This window comes from Limoniibacter endophyticus, from assembly GCF_014652835.1.
GTDB lineage: Bacteria > Pseudomonadota > Alphaproteobacteria > Rhizobiales > Rhizobiaceae > Limoniibacter > Limoniibacter endophyticus.
In genome coordinates, this window is record NZ_BMZO01000006.1 from 196,344 (window position 1) to 214,544 (window position 18,201).

The 18,201-nt window shown below is 58.2% G+C and carries 4 protein-coding genes; all 4 read right to left on the reverse strand.

Annotation, left to right across the window (positions count from 1 at the left end; all coding sequences use genetic code 11):
• Positions 1-59 precede the first annotated feature (59 nt).
• The gene (locus tag IE151_RS10410) at positions 60-15,254 is read right to left on the reverse strand and encodes a carbohydrate-binding protein (RefSeq protein ID WP_189489946.1); all 15,195 of its coding nucleotides are present in this window, start codon (positions 15,252-15,254) and stop codon (positions 60-62) included.
• 404 nt (positions 15,255-15,658) lie between these two features.
• Complete coding sequence (locus IE151_RS10415; protein ID WP_244636701.1) at positions 15,659-16,309, reverse strand: helix-turn-helix transcriptional regulator; 651 nt, start codon at positions 16,307-16,309, stop codon at positions 15,659-15,661.
• 285 nt (positions 16,310-16,594) lie between these two features.
• Positions 16,595-17,434, reverse strand: a complete 840-nt coding sequence (locus IE151_RS10420; RefSeq protein ID WP_244636702.1) for a PPC domain-containing DNA-binding protein — start codon at positions 17,432-17,434, stop codon at positions 16,595-16,597.
• A 4-nt stretch (positions 17,435-17,438) separates the two neighbouring features.
• Positions 17,439-18,194 (reverse strand): SDR family NAD(P)-dependent oxidoreductase, encoded by a 756-nt coding sequence (locus IE151_RS10425; protein ID WP_189489947.1) that lies wholly within the window; start codon positions 18,192-18,194, stop codon positions 17,439-17,441.
• Positions 18,195-18,201 lie beyond the last annotated feature (7 nt).

Sequence of the window (18,201 nt, forward strand, 5' to 3'; positions counted from 1 at the left end):
TATTTCGATAAGTTGAAATGGGGAGGAACTGGCCCCCGTGGGGGGCCAGTTCCGTCTCGTCAGGTCAGAAGATCGTAACCAAATACCGGTCCGAGGTCCGGATTGTAGCCGTCGTGATCCATCACGTCGGTATCGGCCGGTTCCGGCATGGCGTCGTCATGCAGGAGCTGAGCAGAGGTCGCGTCTCCAAAGGCGTCGATTGTTACCATCTTGGCCGCCACCTGCATCGGCGAAGCCACCGGTTCGAGGCTGAAGGACGAAATGTCCTGTGCGCCGCCGTTGAAGGTGAGGCGGATGACGGTCGTGCCTGCGTCGAGATCGACATTCACTGTATTACTATCCTGGAAATTCGACCATGTACCGGTGCGCGGCGTGTTGACCGTTACCGTGTCCACCGCGCTTCCATTGGTGAAGGATGCGGTGACCGTGCGGTTTGGTCCCCCCGCTTCACCCAGTGCGAGATTGGCATTGAAGGCGTAGGTGCCGGCCTCCTCCACCGTAATCGTGTATTCCATCCACTCGCCATTGGCGATCCAGCCGACATCGCCGCTGGACGTAACTTCCACCGAAGATCCGCCACGTCCGCCATTGGTGCCGCCTTGAAGGCCGGCGGCGTCATTATAGGCAACGCCTTGCCCGCCTTCATCATAGTCAACCGCGTCGATGACGAGGCCAGCATCCGACAGGACAGGTGCCACGCCTCCGAATGGCGTCTGGCCGCTTGGAGCCGTCAGCGTGAAGGAAGCAAGATCAAGCACATAACCGTTTGATGCGAGCGGCCCGTTGAAGGTCAGGCGCAGCGTCTGAATGCCTGCATCAAGTGCAAAGGAGATCGGTGCACTTTGGGCAAAGGCAGCACTTCCGAAGTCCGATCCGCCTGCATGACCATCGGCGAGGCTGACCGTGCCGAGTTGCGTCTGGCCATTCAAGGAAATGCCGATCGTGGCGCCAGCTACTGGTGTCTTGGCGTTGGCCGAGAATGTATAGGTACCAGCAGTCGGAACATTAATCGTATATTCCACCCATTCTCCCGGTTTTACGTGACCTATATCGAGACCTGCCCCGACCAGTTCCACGTCGCGTCCAGAGCGGAAACTCGGATTACTGGTCGGATTGTCAAGTCCTGCATTGTCGTTCCAGGAGATCCCCTGCCCGCCATTGTCGAAGTTGGTCGCATCGACGGTCAGCGTGCCGTTGGTAAAGGTCGGAGCGGCGCCCGGATAAGGTGTCTGGGGGTTGACCGGGGCCGTCAGCTTGAAGGAGGCAAGGTCGAGCACATAGCCGTTCGATGCGAGCGGCCCATTGAAGGTCAGGCGCAGCGTCTGGATACCGGCTGCGAGGTTGAGTGAGATGGGAGCGCTGTCCGCAAAGGCAGCATTGCTGAAATTCGAGCCGCCTGCATGTCCGTCAGCCAGCGTGACGGTACCGAGTTGCGTCTGGCCGTTGAGCGAAACGCTGATCGTGGCACCCGATACCGGTGTCTTGGCATTGGCCGAGAAGCTGTAGGTGCCGGCGGTGGGCACGTCGATCGTGTATTCCACCCATTCACCCGGCTTGACGTGACCTATATCGAGACCTGCCCCGACCAGTTCCACATCGCGCCCAGGGCGGAAGCTTGGATTACCGGTGGGATTGTCGAGCCCTGCATTGTCATTCCAGGAGATGCCCTGTCCGCCATTGTCGAAGTTGGTCGCATCGACGGTGAGGACGCCGTTGGTGAAAGTCGGCGCAGGGCCGGGATAAGGCGTTTGTGGCCCGGTCGGGGGCGTGCCGGTATTGTCGAAGAAGTTGGCTGTCCCGTCATTATCGGCGTCAAGTTGGAGCGCATCGTTGATGCCATCGCCGTTGGCATCGTTGGCGCTAGTCAGCGTATGCGGCTTGACGTTTTTGATGACGAACATGTGGTCGTTATAGTCGTAATTACCTGCACCGGGGTAATCCTGGATGGCGATGTATGTGCCGGGGATCACGTTGCCATCGGCGTCCAGTGCCTCAAAGAAGCGGATCAGGTGGCCCTGATCTTCTCCGACGAGCTGGCCGAAATTCGGATCTATCTTGTTGGCTTCCGGGTCGGTCCATGACGAGTAGGTTGGCCGCCCATCAACCGAGATGAACAGGCCGAACGGCGTGTTCTGGGAAATGGTGCCGCGAGCCACGCTCGCCCCTGCCCCGCTACCTGCCACCAACTGATCGGGAAGAACCGTCTGGCCCTGTTGATCGTCATTGGCAAACAGGTTGGTGACGGCGCTCGAATTGACCTGATGGTAACCCAGGCGCGCGACGTTGCCCTGCTGCAGGAAAGCCGCCATCTGAATGATCTCGACATTCTTGGTCGGATCGAGTTTCTCCAGATAAGGCATCAGAACTTCGTCGCCGACGGTTTCGACCTGACCGCCATTAGCCAGTTCGCCTTGCGCGACATCGGTCGTGTAACCGAAGGCTTCAACGATCTGTGCGACGGTCGGCTCGGAATTGTTTTCCGAAAACTCCTGCGCCAGACCGGCAAGCTGGATGACCTTGGCTCCTTCGTAGTCGTTGGAGTTGATGGTTAGGGTTGCGTTGTAAAGGTCGGCGCCGGAAGCGGTGCCGGCATGTGTTCCCTTGAAGCGGATGGTGATCTGAGCCGACGCGCCTGCTGCGATACTGGTCGGTACCGGCCCGACGAATTCGAATGCCGAACTATCGGAAAGAACCAGGCTCGACAGGGACAGTGCGGTAAAGCCGTCATTCGTCAGAGTCAGCGTTGCTTCGTTGCGGAAGGTCTGCTGAGCATTGGCTGGCTGGTCGATGTTGGTGAAGACCAGACGGTCGTCAGCTGCCGCATCGTCCAGTCCGCTTATGACCATGTCTGCACCGAAGCCTACCGGCTCGACACCTTCAATGACGAAGAGGTTGTCATTGTAGTCGTAGTTGATGCCGGTGTAATCCATGACGCCGAGATAAACATTGGGTATCACGTCGCCATTGCCATCGAGAGCCTGGAAGATCTTGACGGTGTGGCCCTGCTGTGCGCCGGGGACGATGACGCCGCCTGTTGGATTGAGCCGTGGATCGGACGACAGTCCGGCCACCGAAATGCCGAATATATCCGCCCCCTGCCAGCCGTCCGGCACATCGGTGCGCGTGAAGGTTTTCGTGGCAAAGGTCGAGTCGTTGCCGGCATTTGGAAGCAGGCGCTGATTGTCGTTGCCCTGATGATCCCAGAAGTTGATCGTGCCGTTCTTCGTTCCAGGATTATGAATGCCTATCGTGGCACCGCCCGGGCCGTGAAACGCCGCTATCTGCGTAATCTTGGCCGACGTGAAGCCATCGGCAATCTTCCAGTAAGGCGACAGCACCTCCGTTTCATCGGTTTTTGCAAACACGTCATTAGTCGAAAGTACCGAATTTTCGCCGCCGCCGGTGAGTTTCAGGCCTTCGATGACGTTACCGAAACCGAAAATCTTCCAGATTTCATTGACGTTGGGTTCTTGCCCGCCTTCATCTCGAGCCTGCCAGAAGCCGGCAAGTTTGACGGTGGCAACCGGGCTATCCTGATCGTTGGTCACGATCTTGAGCTGCCCTTCAAAGATCGTGGACGTGCCATCGACATTGCTGGTGGGGGGCGTATAGGCGGCCCGGTTGAACAGGACCGTCACATCGAGAAAAGCCCCTGGTGCAATGGTAACGCCGTTCAGCGCGTTTGGATTTTGCAGGACGAATGGTCCGGTCAGCTGGTAATCGGTGACTGTCAGCGGCTCGGTACCCGTGTTCGAGATACGAACCGTACCGTCATCCTTGAAATCACGCGGCGAGCCGGGTGAGACCGCATCGGGGTTCTCCAGATAGGAAAAGTGCAGGCGGTCGTCGAAGTAAGCCGCATCAAGGCTGTGGATTGTCACCTCCGCATTCGGGTTACCGGGCGCTGGCTGAATATCCAGATAGTCGAGCCCATTTGCGCCCGGCGCATTGGAGATAACGCGCAGCTGGTAGTTCTGGCCCGCCTGCAGGGTAAGATAGACGGACTCCTCCCCTGCCGTACCTGCGCCGGGGAATGGGCTGGTATCGACCTCCACACCGTTCAGGAACCATCTGAGGCCCTGACCATTCGTGGCATTCAGGTTGGCGGCCGTGTCGATCTTGTAAACGCCATCGGCGTTCACGGTGAAATAGAAATCGACCGTGCTGCCATTTACCGTATTGGCCGAACCATCGGTTGCCTCGAGTTCGATGCGTCCCGAACCATCGATCTCGGCATAATCCGGTTCGAAGACCGATATAGGCGTCTTGGTGACACGCATATAATCAAGGTTGGGGCCGTTGCCGTCGGGTGCGGTCAGGGTGATGACATTCGTGCCCGCGGCCAGATCGAGCGTCACGGATTGCGGTCCCCATGTCGTTTCGCTTGCGTTGGAGTTAGGCAGGAAAGGCAACGTCTGGACGACCACGCCGTTGACGGAGATCGTCATCGGACGCGCGGTTTTGGTCGAGGCGAGCGCATAGAGCACGTCGAGATTGTAGCTGCCGCTCGTCGACGTCGAGATCGTCCAGCTGACAGATTGATCTGCTGTGCCGACATAATCGACGAAGGCACCGCCTGACTGGTTCCTGTCTTCAGTCACGATGGCCGCACCGCCTAGATCGGCATTCTCGGCCTCGTATTTCACATAGGTAATGCCATCAATGATCATTTCGCCGTCGTTCGGAACGGAGTTTCCGTCGGCCGGCACGAGAATCTCGAGCTGATCGATATTCGGACCGGTATTGTTGACGGAACGCACCGTTACGGTGTTGGCGCCGCCTGTAAGAACGACTGGAATATCAACGGTCTGCCAGTTGTTCCACGGGTCGCTTCCATCGGTGACGGTGGTTGGCAGGAAAGACTGGACCTTGATGATATTGCCGTTGATTTCAAGCTGCAATGGACGGTCAGCGGTACTGCCATTGGCATAGCGGAAGCGCAGGATCGCATTGCCGGCCTGATCGGCAGGCACCGAGAAGTTGAAAGTGAGGAAATCGGCATTTGTGGAGCCGAAATCGGCATAGCCGCCGGGTACCCCGTCATCGCCGTTCGTGTTTCCGTCCGTGCCATAAGCACCCGGGCGCAGACCATTGACCGTTCCGGCCGTGCCGGCAGCCTCTGGATTGGACGCGTCACGGATCTGGATTTGAGCTCCAGTGCCGGTCGCGACCGTGACGGAGGTGCCGTCAGCAGGGGTCTTGTCTTCGGCCTGTATCGTGACGAGCGACACGAAGTCTTCGCCGGAGGGTTCCTCGCCCGGTACGAAGACCGACGAAGCGGTTGCGGTGTTCAACGCGTCGTCGGTGACCTCGATTGTTGCGGTGACCGGACCGGTGAGTGCGCCCAGATCAATGGTGAACTGCTTTTGTGCATCAATCGTGATGGTTTGTTTAGGCCCATTATTGAACGATATGCGGATCGCGGTGATGTCGCTGTCGAGACCGTCGATGCGGAAGATTGCCGCTGCCGGGTCGCTGACATCGAGAGCGACCAGCGTCAGATCATTGCCCTCATCTGCCGTCAGATCCTGACTGACACCACCCGGGGCCGGAGTCAGAAGGATGAGCTGGCTGGCCCCTGTGCTGCGATTGAGCGTCATCAGGTAAAGTTGGCCGGTCACCGGGTTCTGGATGATATCGAGCGGATCGATATAATCATCGATTACCGAGCCATCCGGCCGGCGCAGGACGTCGTCGCCGATGATATTGCCTTCCGCATCCACCTGGATATAGCGGACATTATCGCCGGTCGAGAACTGGGCAAAGAGCACGGCTCCCTTCAGGTTCGAGCCGAAAGCATTGCCAGTATATTCAACCGCGCCATTGGGCGACTGATTATAGCCCAGATTGTAGACGCCATCGAGGTCGTAATCCGCATCCGGTTGCACGCCGGACTGATAACCGTCTGTGTTGGAATTGCCGTCATTGCCGCCGACAACCTCGTTCGGATCCGAACCTCCAGTCGGGTTGCCACCATTGAGAATATATTCGTCGCGCAGAACGTTCGGGTGGCCGTAATATTTACCTTCGTCGATTGTGAAGAAGTAGTCGTACTGTTTCGGCGAATTGGAGATGGTCGTATCGAGGCCAGGCTGTGTCGGGTCTGTCGGCGTTTTGCCGCCCGAAGCCGTTCCGTTGGTTGGCACATAGAGCTTGCCGTTGGAATGCCAGACAAGATCATAGGCATTGCGCACGCCGGTGGCATAGATCGAAAGAACCGCATCCGACGCATAAGGATTGTAGAAGCCCGGATAGGTGCCATCAATATTGAAATTTGCAGCCGGGGACTGGTAGCTCGGATTGCCCGCCTGGCTCGGTTCGGTCTGAACGCTGAAGCCGCCGCTCGGGGGCGTCCGCGTCGGGTCGATCTCCAGAATCGCCGCATTCAGCAGGCGCTCAGGACGATTGCCCCAGGCACCATCAGCCGCACCCGCAGCCGAGTTAGACCCCTGGCTGAGATAGAGCAGATATTCAGGTTCACCATTGGTTGGCGAATAGTCCGGATTCTGACGGAATTCGAGGCTGTTCGTCAGGTGATCGCCGCCCGAACGCGGCAGTCCGGTAATATAAGCTTCCGCCGTAGAATTCTGGAAATTATCCGCGAGCGTGATCTTGCTGACGCGTCCCGAGAATTCGGGGGTGTCAAAGGCTTTCGATTCACGCGGAATGGGTGCGTTATCGGTAATCCAGATCGTGTTGGGATCATTCGGATCGAAGACAAAGCCGACAATGCCGCGCCGTTCGCCGCCACCGGCATCGAGATAGCTGAGCGACAATGTTTCTTGCGAAGCCTTGTCGATCGTGCCGTTAGCGTTGACGGTCCAGCGATGGATTTCGCCGGTGATCGTGGCGACATAGAGCTTGCCATCGGGTCCGAACTCGACCGTTGTAAAGCCCCCTGCCCCGTCGGCAAATCCATTGAGAAGAACGTCCGTGGTGAAAGCGACTTCACGCGGTACATCGACTGGCGCCGTGCCGGTAACGAAGGTGGTTGTCAGGTCCTGAAACTGCTTGAGCGGTCCGTCCGGGTCGGTGATCGAACCAAGATCCATGACATCCTGTACCTTGAGTGTGTAACTCGTATTCTCCTTCAGGTCCTGAAGCGGACGGATGTTGAGTGTATCGGCACCGCCGCTGATCTGGATGGAGACAGGAACTTCGATACCCGTCAGCGTCTCGACCAGCTTGATATTATCCGTATAGGCGATGTTGGGGCCACGATTGCCATCGGCTTGCAGATTGATGCCGACGACGAAAGTCGAGGTTGGATCGATGCCGGTGGGCAGCTCGCCGTTAGGACCGATGGCGATCGACACTTGCCCGTCTTCGAGAGAGGCTGCAACCGGGGCGACGAAGTAGGAAAAATCCTGATCTGCGGGAACGCCATCGTCAGGTGTCAGGTCCGGAACCCTGTCGATCTCGAGATACTGGATTTCCGTGTTCGTGCCGCCGATCGAGTCGATCGTCAAACGTCCATCCGTCACCGTCACAATGGTGGTGACGAGCGTGGAGCGATAGCCCGCGCCGCTATTATTGCCGTTGGGCGCAGTGGGTACCCAGTCAGGCATGACGTCCTGACCTTCGACATTGATCGCGTAAGTTGAATCCGGCGCACCGGCAGTGTCGCCAATAGACATGGTCACCTGATAGGTGCCGTTCGCCAATGCCATTTCCCATGCTCTTGAGACACCCGATCCCGGCATCTCGAAATGAGCGTAGGTTTTTTGCAGATCGGAGGCTTCGGAAACCGTGTTCTTATACCAGTGCGCATTGGTCGGCTGATTTGCGGCAATCGTGCCATTGGTCGTGCCGTCTGCTACACTTTCTTCCGTTACCCATCCATAGGAGAATCCGTTGCCACGATCTCCGAACCCCAGGCCGACATCCGCAAGGAAGCCCTGAGGCGTCTGGTATCCGGCAGGGAGCCCGTTCGAGGTCTGCCCGGAAGCTGGCTGGAAGTTGATCTTGACGACCTCTTCGAAACGGATCAGGTCGCGGGTTTCGCCCGGCCCGTCATCGCCGTCCCGGCTGATTGTCACATTGTCGATGTTGGGGCCGTTGGTGATCGTATTAGCCAAGGAGATCGCATTGATGCCCGCGTTCAACTGGACATCGATGGTTACGTCTACCCAGGTTGACCACCCTTGGTCGGCCGTGCCACCGGCGGGAACGGTCGAGTTGAAATTTACAAGCTGAGTTACACCGTTAATGCTCAGGGTCATCGGGCGGTTGGCGTCGCCGCCATTGGCATAGCGGACGGTAAGTTGATAGGTGCCTGCTTCTTCGACCGTGATATTGAAGCCAGCCTGATCGCCGATGTCATTACCCATGTCGAGATAGCCGCTACCTTCGTAGCCTGGGCGCAGGCCATCGGCATCGAAGATCTGGCCAGGGCCGCTATTGCCCGTATTGGCATTCGGTTCCTTGTTTTCGGGTGTGCGTGGAACAGTATCGGCCGGGGTCGAGGCAGTGGCTTCGACATCGGAGACGGTGAAAGTCTCCGCTTCGATCGTCACCAGGAATGGCTCGGAGGGATTGCCCTCGTCGACATATTCGAAAGTTGCCTGATCGATATTGGGACCAGCCGTCGCACCAGCCGGAATCTCGAGACTGACAGTGTTGGCACCCTCGGCCAGAGTAATCTCGACGGTTTTCTCGACCCAGGAATTCCAGCCTGTCGCCTCCGAGCCAGTACCTACCACCGGACCCGGGACGAAGGATACAGGGCCCTCGCTGCTACCGTTGACGGATAAAGCCAGAGGCCGGTCCGTGGTGCCGCCATTGGCATAGCGGAACGTGACGAGATAGGTTCCGGCGGCTGGGGCGTCTATATTGAAGGTGATACCATCGCCCGCATTCGTGCCGAAGTCGATATAGGCGCCATCCACGGCACCCGTGCGGTAATTACCGGTCGCATCGGGACGGCTCGCGCTGACTTCCCGCGTCAGGCTTGCGTCGCTGTCACCTGTGCCGCTGTCCTGCACCATGACCTTGGTTTCGTCTTCAGCCTGGATGGTGAAGGGAGCAATGACGACCGGGCCCGCAATGACGATGTTCATCTGCGACTGGGCCTGATTGCCGGCAGCATCCGTCACATAGGCGATCGCGGTGTAGCTGCCTGCGGCAAGAGCGGAGCCATCGACTGCGTAATCGCCGTCAGTGTCCGGAAGCACGGTAACGCGGGTGGTGCCGCCGTCGAAGCTCATTTCAACCTTGACGATATCAGCATCTATACCGGCAAGGTTGAAATTGATCGATTCGGCTGCTGCACCGCTCAACGGTTCCTGTGGACCGCTAAGAAAGAGCGGGATCTCGTCCGCATCCGCAGAGGTATCCTGGGGGATTGGTCCGCTACCGCCCTCGGTAAGCTCGATACGGTCAATGTTCGGACCGGTATTGGCACCAGCGGGAATGGCGAGCGTGATCGTATTCACCCCGGCAACCAGCTGTACGCCGACGGTCGAAAATTCCCAGTTGTTGAAGCCCTCGATAGCCGGCTGACCATTCTGCGCCGGCACGCTCGTGTCCGGGAAGGGCATCGTGGAAACGGTGCCATTGTTGACGCTGAGGCTGAGCGGACGCTCATTGACCGAGGCGTAGCGCACGTTCAGGTCGTAGGTGCCAGCTTCCGACACGGTGACCGTGAAGGTAACGCTGTCGCCTGGGAAATCGCCGAAATCAAGATAGCCAGTACCGGAATAATCCGGGCGCAACCCATCGACGAGACCGGCTGTTGTTTCCGGATTGGCGAGATTGCGTATTGTCGTGTCTGTCGTATTAGCGTCATTATCGAGAACGGTGAGCTGTGCATCTTCGGCTTGCACGACTATCGGTGTGAAGGCAGCGGGTTCTCCGACGGTCACTGTGAAGGTGACCGGTTCCGATGACATTTCGCCATCGCTTGCCGCAGCCGAGATCGCATAAACACCGGCCGCGACGTCACTTGCGATAGTCAAAGTGCCGTTCTCGAGGCTGAAACCCGCCGGCAGGGGCGCGCCGTTTGCGAGCGTCGCAATATAGCTCACGCTATCACCTGCGTCAGGGTCTGTCGCGCCAAGGGCACTGGCGAGATCAATGGTGGTCCCCTCCCCCGCATCCAGCGCGACGTCCTCTACAGTGGCGCCGGCGGCCAGTTCCGGTGCCTCGTTCACGTCGCCGACATTGATTGTGAGTTCAGTGGTCGTAGAAAGCCCTTGGGTATCGGTGGCGACGACGGAGACCGTCACGGTCTCTGCCTCCTCATGATCGAGGCTGACGCCATCGGCGAGACGGATCGTGTTGCCTTCGATGACAAAGCGCTCATCCGTCGTCGAGTAGACGATTGCATTGCTGTCGCCATCCGGATCGATTGCCGACAATGTTCCGATGACGCCTGCGGCGGCGTTCTCGCTAATCGTGTCACCCGTCAGGGTAATGGCGCTCGGGGCCTGCTCAAGGGGCGCATCGGTGGACGTGAAACTCAACTTGTCGATGCGAAGATACTCGCCATTATCGGCCTGGCCGGTGATCTGAGCGATCGTGGCGGCATCAACGAATACCGGTGTGGTGAAGGTGATGGTTTTCAGGTTTCCGGCCTGAGCGGCATTGCCCCGGATCGCAGACGGGTCGTTGAAAGTCCCGTTGTCGTTGAAGCTGAGATTATCGGCGAGAACCGTGTCACCGATTTTTAAGGTAAATGAAGCGTTACCGTCGGTTTCGTCAAAGACGGTGATAGTGACGGTGTACCAGCCTGAAGCCAGGCCGTTTTGCGACAGAACGGTCTCCACGCTCCCGGCCTGATTGGCATTGGTCCGGATGAGTTGATCGCCGGAGGCGGTCGTAGCCGCGGAAGCGTAGAAGCCGGTTGCGGACGACAGGCCGGTAAAGGCTTCGGCTTCGACGGTGAAGCTTGTATTGCCAATCGGCTCGCCCTCGACATTGTAGGCGATTTCCAGCGAAGCACTCAACCCTAGCGGGTCAGTGGCGATAATGGTGAAGAAGCCGCTTCCGGGCTGCGTCGGCGTACCGACGATGACGCCCTCCTCATTGAGGCTCAGACCGTCGGGTAGACCTTCGACCGTGAAGGTGAGTTCATCACCGTCCGCGTCGGAGAATGCGTCACCATACATGGCGATGTCGATGGATACTTCCTGACCAGTGACCGCCTCGAGCGGCTCGAACAGATTGCCGGAATCGGCAATGGGGGCATCGTTGACATCTGCAACGGTCAATACAAAGTCGCTGACGGCGGAGCCGCCCCGCCCGTCGCTTGCCGTGACGACGATCGTGTAGGTGCCAGGCAGTGCGGTAACCGGGCCTGATAGAACCCCGTTTTCGAAGGTCAGGTCTTCGAAGCCGCTAACCGCGCCGCCTTGTGCGTCGGAGACCGCAAGGCTGTAGCTCAGCGCATCCCCATCTGCATCGACAAAGGGCAGATCGACTTCGAGCGTGGCGCGTTCGTTGACGCTCATGTCGATGAACCCGCCGCCAACAACGCTGGGTGCGGTATTCTCCGGTGCTACTTCCGCGAGCTGTACAGAGGAGAAGCTGACGGAGCCGACGCCATTGCTCGACTGATCATCATCGGCAATGAAGACAAGGGAATTGATCGTCTTGCCAGCATGGGCAGAGAGATCGATGGTGAGGGTAATCACCTCCCCTGGGTTTCCCGCCGCTCCGTTGCGAAGATCGACAAAAGAAGACTGGCCTTGTGATCCAGCAATCTGATAAATCGACTTGTCGCTCATTTCGAATGGCAGTTCATCGTCATCGAAGCCGACGGCGATGATTTCCGGTAGTATGCCGCCTACGGTGACGGTGAGGGTAAGTTTGGTATTCTCGGTGATTGTGTAGCTCTCTCCGAGGGCCGCACGTTTCCAGAAGTTGCCGTCGAGATTCAACGTGCTGCCATCGTCTGTAATCGTACCCCCTGGGCCACTGTCCTGGGTGCTGTATGGCGTAAGGCCCGCCGGATCGAACACAACATTATGCGGATCGACCGGTTCCTCCGGCCCGACATCCGGCGCCTCGGTAATGGCGAAATTGAAGCTTTGGGTCGCCGTGAATTCACCGTCGGTCGCAGTCACGACGATTTCGAGCGATTGTTCCTCGTCGAAATCGAACGTCGCGCCTTCTGCCACGATCAGTTGACCGCCTTCATTGATGAAGAAACGGCTATCGCTGACGGAAAATGTCAGCTGATCGCCGTCGGGATCGGCTGCATCAACGGTGCCAAGCACGGTATTGTGCGTGACATTCTCGACGAAACTGTCATTTCCGGTAAAACTGATGCTGTTCGGAGCCTCGTTGACATCTGCAACTTCGATCTGAATGTCTTGCGCAGAGGTGCTAACGCCGTCACTGACAGTTACGGTCGCCGAGTAGATGCCATCCCCGTCGGCATCGTCGGGTTGCTCGAAATCTGCCTCCGCGATCAGTGATATATTTCCATTTGCGTCAATGGTAAATTTAGCGGCGTCCGTGCCGGTAAGCGTATAAGTGAGGCTGTCGCCGTCAAGGTCGGTCGCAATAACCTGCCCCACGCTCAACATGTTCTCGTTTACGGTAAACCCGGGCTCGGTAGTGATCTGCGGGGCGTTGTTTTCTGGATCGACCGGCCCAGGGGTAACCGTTAGGTTCAGGATGATCGGCTCCGATGTCAGGCTTCCATCGCTTGCTGCTATCGAGACGGCGTAAGTGCCTGCGATAACGCTGGGCGCAATGACGAGCTTGCCATCGACGATGGAGAATCCCTGCAGTGCATCGGCATTGGCAATGAACAGCGAAACCGTTGGGCTATCCACATCGGCGGCGGTCAGTGGCAGGTCAATAATATGCTCCGTACCGGCCGCGACGCTTTGCGCGGCAAGAGAGCCGCTGAGGGTTGGTGCATCGTTGACAGCTGCAACCGCGACATTGACCGTCGCGGTATCCGACAAACCCTGCGAGTCGGTAACCGTATAGCTGATCTGCGCCGAACCGTTGAAATTTGCGGGAGGCGTAAAGGTGATGATCGTGCCGCTGACGCTTACAGCGCCCTGCTCCGCGGAAACGGAAGCTGTAATGGTCAGCGCTTCATCTTCAGCGTCGGAGATCAGTTCGGCAATATCGACCTGGATCTGAGTGTCCTCGACGCCGTCAATGTCGAGACTGAGAGCCGTCGGTGGCGTATTTTCCGTTGTATCGGCTTCAAGAAGCTTGATGACGAACTTGTCGATATTTGGTCCGGTCGTAACCCCGGCGCCGCTGAGTATAAGCGTGTTCTGCCCCGCTTCCAGGTGAACGGTAATGGTCTCGACCGACCATCCCTCCCAGCCCTGGCCGACGCCGTTGGCGCCAGCCGGTGCGGTCTGCACCCCGCCCAGGTCTGCAAGGTCGTTCGGGAGTCCCGTCAGGGCGTTGGGACGTGTGCTGGCAAACTGGAGCGTGGCCAGCGGGTTGCCGCTGACAGCGCCGCCATAGAGTTGTAACGGGCGGTCGGTCGTTCCGCCATTGGCGTAGGTAACTGCAAAGGTGTAGGTTCCGGATACCGGAACATCGATCGTCATAGACGCTTGCGTGGCCGAATTCTGTGCCCACTCGAGATAGGATTCGCCTTCGGCACCGAAACGAAATATTTCGCTGCTCGGAGTGTTGGTGGAATCGATCGGTCGGTTAATCGCACCGTTCGTATTGCTGCCGACTTGGGTTGCCAGGCTCTCTGCCTGCACGACGATCATGTTCGGGTCCGCTTCGCGGATTTCGAGATAGTCGATATTCGGTCCGCTGAAGCCGTTTGCGGTCAGGCGGATCGTGTTTTCGCCGGCCTGCAGAGCGACCCGAGTCGTGGCCTCGGAGTAGGTCGTGTTGGCCCCGGTGGTCTTGAAATCAAAAACGCGATCCCAGAGCTGGCCGTTCACATCGAGACGCATCGGGCGATTGTTGACACCTGCCGAGAAAAAGGCGTAGCCGACGCCGATGTCGTAGACGCCTGCCTCGTCTACCGTGAATGTCCACTCAATATATTGCCCGGCACCTGCGTTGTTGTTGCCGTTATAGCCGGCAAAGTCGACATAAGCATCGCCATCGGCGGCATCCGCGTTGGGGATGTCGCTTGCGCCAGCCGTGGTTACGGACACTACGGTGGGATCGGTCGTCAGATTGCCGGTGGAAGTGTATCCGAAAGCGGCATTTTCTGCCTGAATGCGAAGCGAGGATTCAGCGAGAGTAGGCACGGCAGGCTCCTGCGGTTCTGGGTTTGTCGGATTGGACGGGGTGTCGTCGTCTTCATCGTCATTCGCTGCCGTGTCGTCCTGATCGACCGGAGGCTGAACGGCGGGTTCTGATGGGTTTGTCGGGTTCGTTGGCTCACCTGGAGCCGGAAGCTCTGTTCCGTCCGGGGTGGCGGCGGAGTTCGAGCCGCCGGGTAAGGACGGGGCAGGGGAGAGGGCGCTGCTCCCGCCGTTTTCCAGTGGGGACGGGGAGACGGCGCCGGCGCCGGATTGGACATTGCTGGCGGTGGCGCTCCCGTTCCGGGAGAAATCCATATCCAGAGACGAAATGAGCGGCCCGCCTTCGCTGACCGCTCCCGCACCTGCTCCGCTGTTTTCTGCCCCGCCATCGCTATTTGCGGGAGGCGTATCCGTGGCAGCTCGTTGGGCTGGCCCCTCAGCTGGTGCTTCCAGCGCGCCCGTGGAACGGGCGTCGAGGTCAGGAGCGTCGCCGTCCTGCGCCGCCGCTACTTGCTTCTGGTCTGGCGTGGAGGTTTCAGCATTCCCTGCCGCCGCGTCCGGCTCATCCAGGGCCGCGGCGTTGGCTTCTATCGGCGGTTGCGCTTCGCCGAGTTTGCTGGTCAGTGCAAGGGCGGCGATCGACGCCAGATTGAGGGAGGCGAAGGCATTCGCACCGAATGCCAGAAGTCCCGTTGCCGGCGCTTCCTCGCCGAGAGCAATATTCGTGACATCCGGACCTGCACCGTTGGTGGCGACGATTTGAAGGAGATGCGATCCAGTTGACAGCTGCAACCGGATGCCGAGGTTTTCCGATGTTGCCCAGGAACCAGTAGGCGGGAAGGTGAGGGCCTGTACGGAAACCCCGTCGAGCATGAGAATAGCGGTGCGCTCGTCCGACCAGCCATTCGCATAGCGGATCGTCAGGGGATGGTTGCCTTCCGCGCGCACCTCGATCGTGAAGCTCGCTGTCGTCTGGTCAGATTTTGTGACAGGGTCTGAACTATAGGCGTCAGAAATCCCATGCAGGCCGCTCTCGCGGCTGCCAAAGCCATCGTCATTTGTCATCACGCTTGTCCCCCAGAGGCGGCGAAGATCACCGCCCGAGCCCCAAAATGGCAATTTCAGAAGAAGTATCGCGCGCTGCCACCGGCTCGGGAATGCAACATTCCGGCTATCGGGGCACGAAAAACGACTAGTCGTTTCGCCGACACGTAAACGAAACGCGTAGCGGCAATTAAAATAGTAAACAGAACGTTAAGATTTGGCTTCTGATAGTGACAGCCTCCGCAGCCCTTGAACACTGTAGAATATGACTAGTGCCTGGCATTCCCCCCAGTCGGAGGACGAGATGTGCAGACACCGTGCTTCGGGAAGGAGGCGCGAGGTGCGACCGATCTTGAAGAGTGTTTTGATGGAAGTTTTATAAGCCAAGCATTGCCCAAGCGCTCAGGGGGGGCGCTGGTGCCGACCTAATTCATGAAGGAGGCGGGACGCATTGGTTTTTGCAGACGTCCCACGGCGTAAAGCGCAGCCTGGGTCCGGTTCTGAAGACCGAGCTTGCGAAGAATGGCGCGTACGTGGACCCGCACGGTGGAATCGCTGATATCAAGCTTGCGCGCTATAACCTTATTGCCGGCGCCCTCGCAGATGAGGGCGAGTACATGTTGCTCGCGCTCGGTCAGCTCTGCTGGCGCATTGTCCTCGGGCGTCTCGTCTGAGACGAGCACGTTCAGCGAGAGCATTTCCGTCGGTGCAAGGAAAAGCCCCTGACGAACGACGCGCGCCACCAGCCCGACTTCCTCGACCGTGGAATTATTGGGTAGAACCGCGCCGATGAAACCCACGACGTCGCGAAAATCGATCGCAGCCTGGCTGCCGCGCAGAAGAACGATGGTGCGACTGAGATCTACTTCCCCGATCATCTCTTTCAGGAGGCCGATCGTGTGGTCGGGGTAGGGAGCATCAACGAGGACAACCGTATCGGCCCAGGCTGAATCGACCTTGACCTGACGAAGATCCGGCAATTTCAGGATGAGGTCGAAATTCTTGGACAAGGCCATTTCCAGGCTCGATCCCAGCAAAGAACTATCGCTGACAATGATTGCTCTGGAAACGCTCATGAAAAACCTCGGCACGCTGTCCAACATAATAAATAATTCGCTATTTATTGCAATTGGAATCAAAACTTGTTCCGAGAAGTGGAAGATCCTCCGCTTCTGCGACCGGTAATTTCCCGTTCAAGTTCTTGCACTCATTGCGTAAACCCCGGAAATCGTGAAGAGTTCCGAGGCGTCCATGTCATTAAGCATGTTTAGAATATAAATCCGGAGGCGCCTTCAGGCCGACGTGCCGGATGAAAAACAAGCGCTCACGCATACCGCCGGCGCTGAAGAAGACAACGGGCGTCAGTCCTCGACGATCAGTAGCTCGAAGGTAACGCAGACCGTGTTTGCACCCCGGACAATGCGGCCGGTGAAAATTTTCGGCTCGGTATCGACGACGGCAATGTCGAGGCTTGCTTTCCCATGCTGAACCGTTCCGTCGCGGATATAGAGTTCCGAGGCAATGGACGCCATATGCTGCCCGTCTTCAAAGTCGCAGCCAACGAGACTGCCGATGCCATGGAGCCTGGCGCTGACGAAACCACTGTGCGTCGTGATCTTTTCTACGATTTCGTCGATGGGGGCGTTAGGCTTGATCCGGCAAAGTACAGCGCGTTTTGCCCCGGCAGGGGAGGGGACTTCCGTCTTCACCGGTGTGAAGAGCCTGAACCTTGTTTCCTCATCTTCAAGCTGATCCATGATCGCGCCATGAATGGCAAGAACATCGACCTCGATGGGAGCTGCAAGCTCCGCATCGAACGGCATCAGGTGCCCACCCGACTTTTCGCCGTTTGGGTGATCCCAGAGGCCGTGGCAATGCAGAAATGGCTTGCCATCACGGCGTCCAAAGAAAAGTGCAGCCTCATTCAGCTTCGAAGGTGCATCGAAGCGTCGCTCCTCGCTATACCAAGCGGCATGGATCCCGTCATTTGAAAGAGCGGGATAGACATAGACCAGTGGATCGAACGCGCCGCCTTTCAGATAGACATATGCGCTTTCTATGTCGTTCTCGTCCAGGGCCTCGGTCAACGCATCGCAGATTGGTTTATGCGCGCCAATAGTGATGCGATGACGCGTTACCGTGCAGGCAAGGGCGGAAGCACGTTCCGGAGTTGCCTGGCCAGGGTGCTGGATATGTCGCATGTGCTTACTCCGGGGCGAGGCCGGCATTGACGAAGCCGCCATCCACTGCCAGTACCTGCCCATTCACATAGGAAGCCTTGTCCGAGAGCAGGAATGACACGGCTTGAGCGATTTCGCGTGAATCGCCGTATCGGCCCTGAGGAATGCGTTCATGCCATTGGCGACGCACATCCTCGGTGTGAACCGCACGGGCGAGGGGAGTATCAACGGCGCCGGGGGCGACGGCATTGACGCGGATATTGTTGCGGCCAAGCTCGGTGGCGAGAATATAGGTCATTGTGTTTATCGCGCCTTTCGAAGAACCGTAGGCGCTGCGTCCCTTGTTTCCGGTCAAACCGGAAACAGAAGAAATGTTGACGATGGCTCCGGCTCGCTTGTCTTTCAGCCAGTGACGGGTTGCGGCACGCGCCACGATGAAACTTCCTGTCACGTTGACGTCGAGGATGCGGCGGAATTCCTCGACGCCGGTATCGACCATAGGCTTGTCGAGACCGATACCGGCGCAGTTGACGATGCCGGTGAGGCCGCCATCGGTAAAGATGGCATCGAACAGCGCATCGATACCCTTGTCGTCGGTAATATCGATGGCGTGACCAAACTTGCGCGAAATAGCGAGTTCGTCACAGGCTTTGTCGAGTGCCTCCTGGGACCGGTCGACGAGATGGACCAGCGCGCCTTCTTCGATCAGCAGGCGGGCAGTTTCGAACCCGATGCCGGATGCGCCTCCGGTAACCAGGACAGCTTGCTTGTACTGCGTCATGTGCTTC

Bases quoted from the DNA above. Each gene is read 5' to 3' on its own strand.
- IE151_RS10410 (WP_189489946.1), bottom strand. From the start codon at position 15,254: ATGACAAATGACGATGGCTTTGGCAGCCGCGAGAGCGGCCTGCATGGG.
- IE151_RS10415 (WP_244636701.1), bottom strand. From the start codon at position 16,309: ATGAGCGTTTCCAGAGCAATCATTGTCAGCGATAGTTCTTTGCTGGGA.
- IE151_RS10420 (WP_244636702.1), bottom strand. From the start codon at position 17,434: ATGCGACATATCCAGCACCCTGGCCAGGCAACTCCGGAACGTGCTTCC.
- IE151_RS10425 (WP_189489947.1), bottom strand. From the start codon at position 18,194: ATGACGCAGTACAAGCAAGCTGTCCTGGTTACCGGAGGCGCATCCGGC.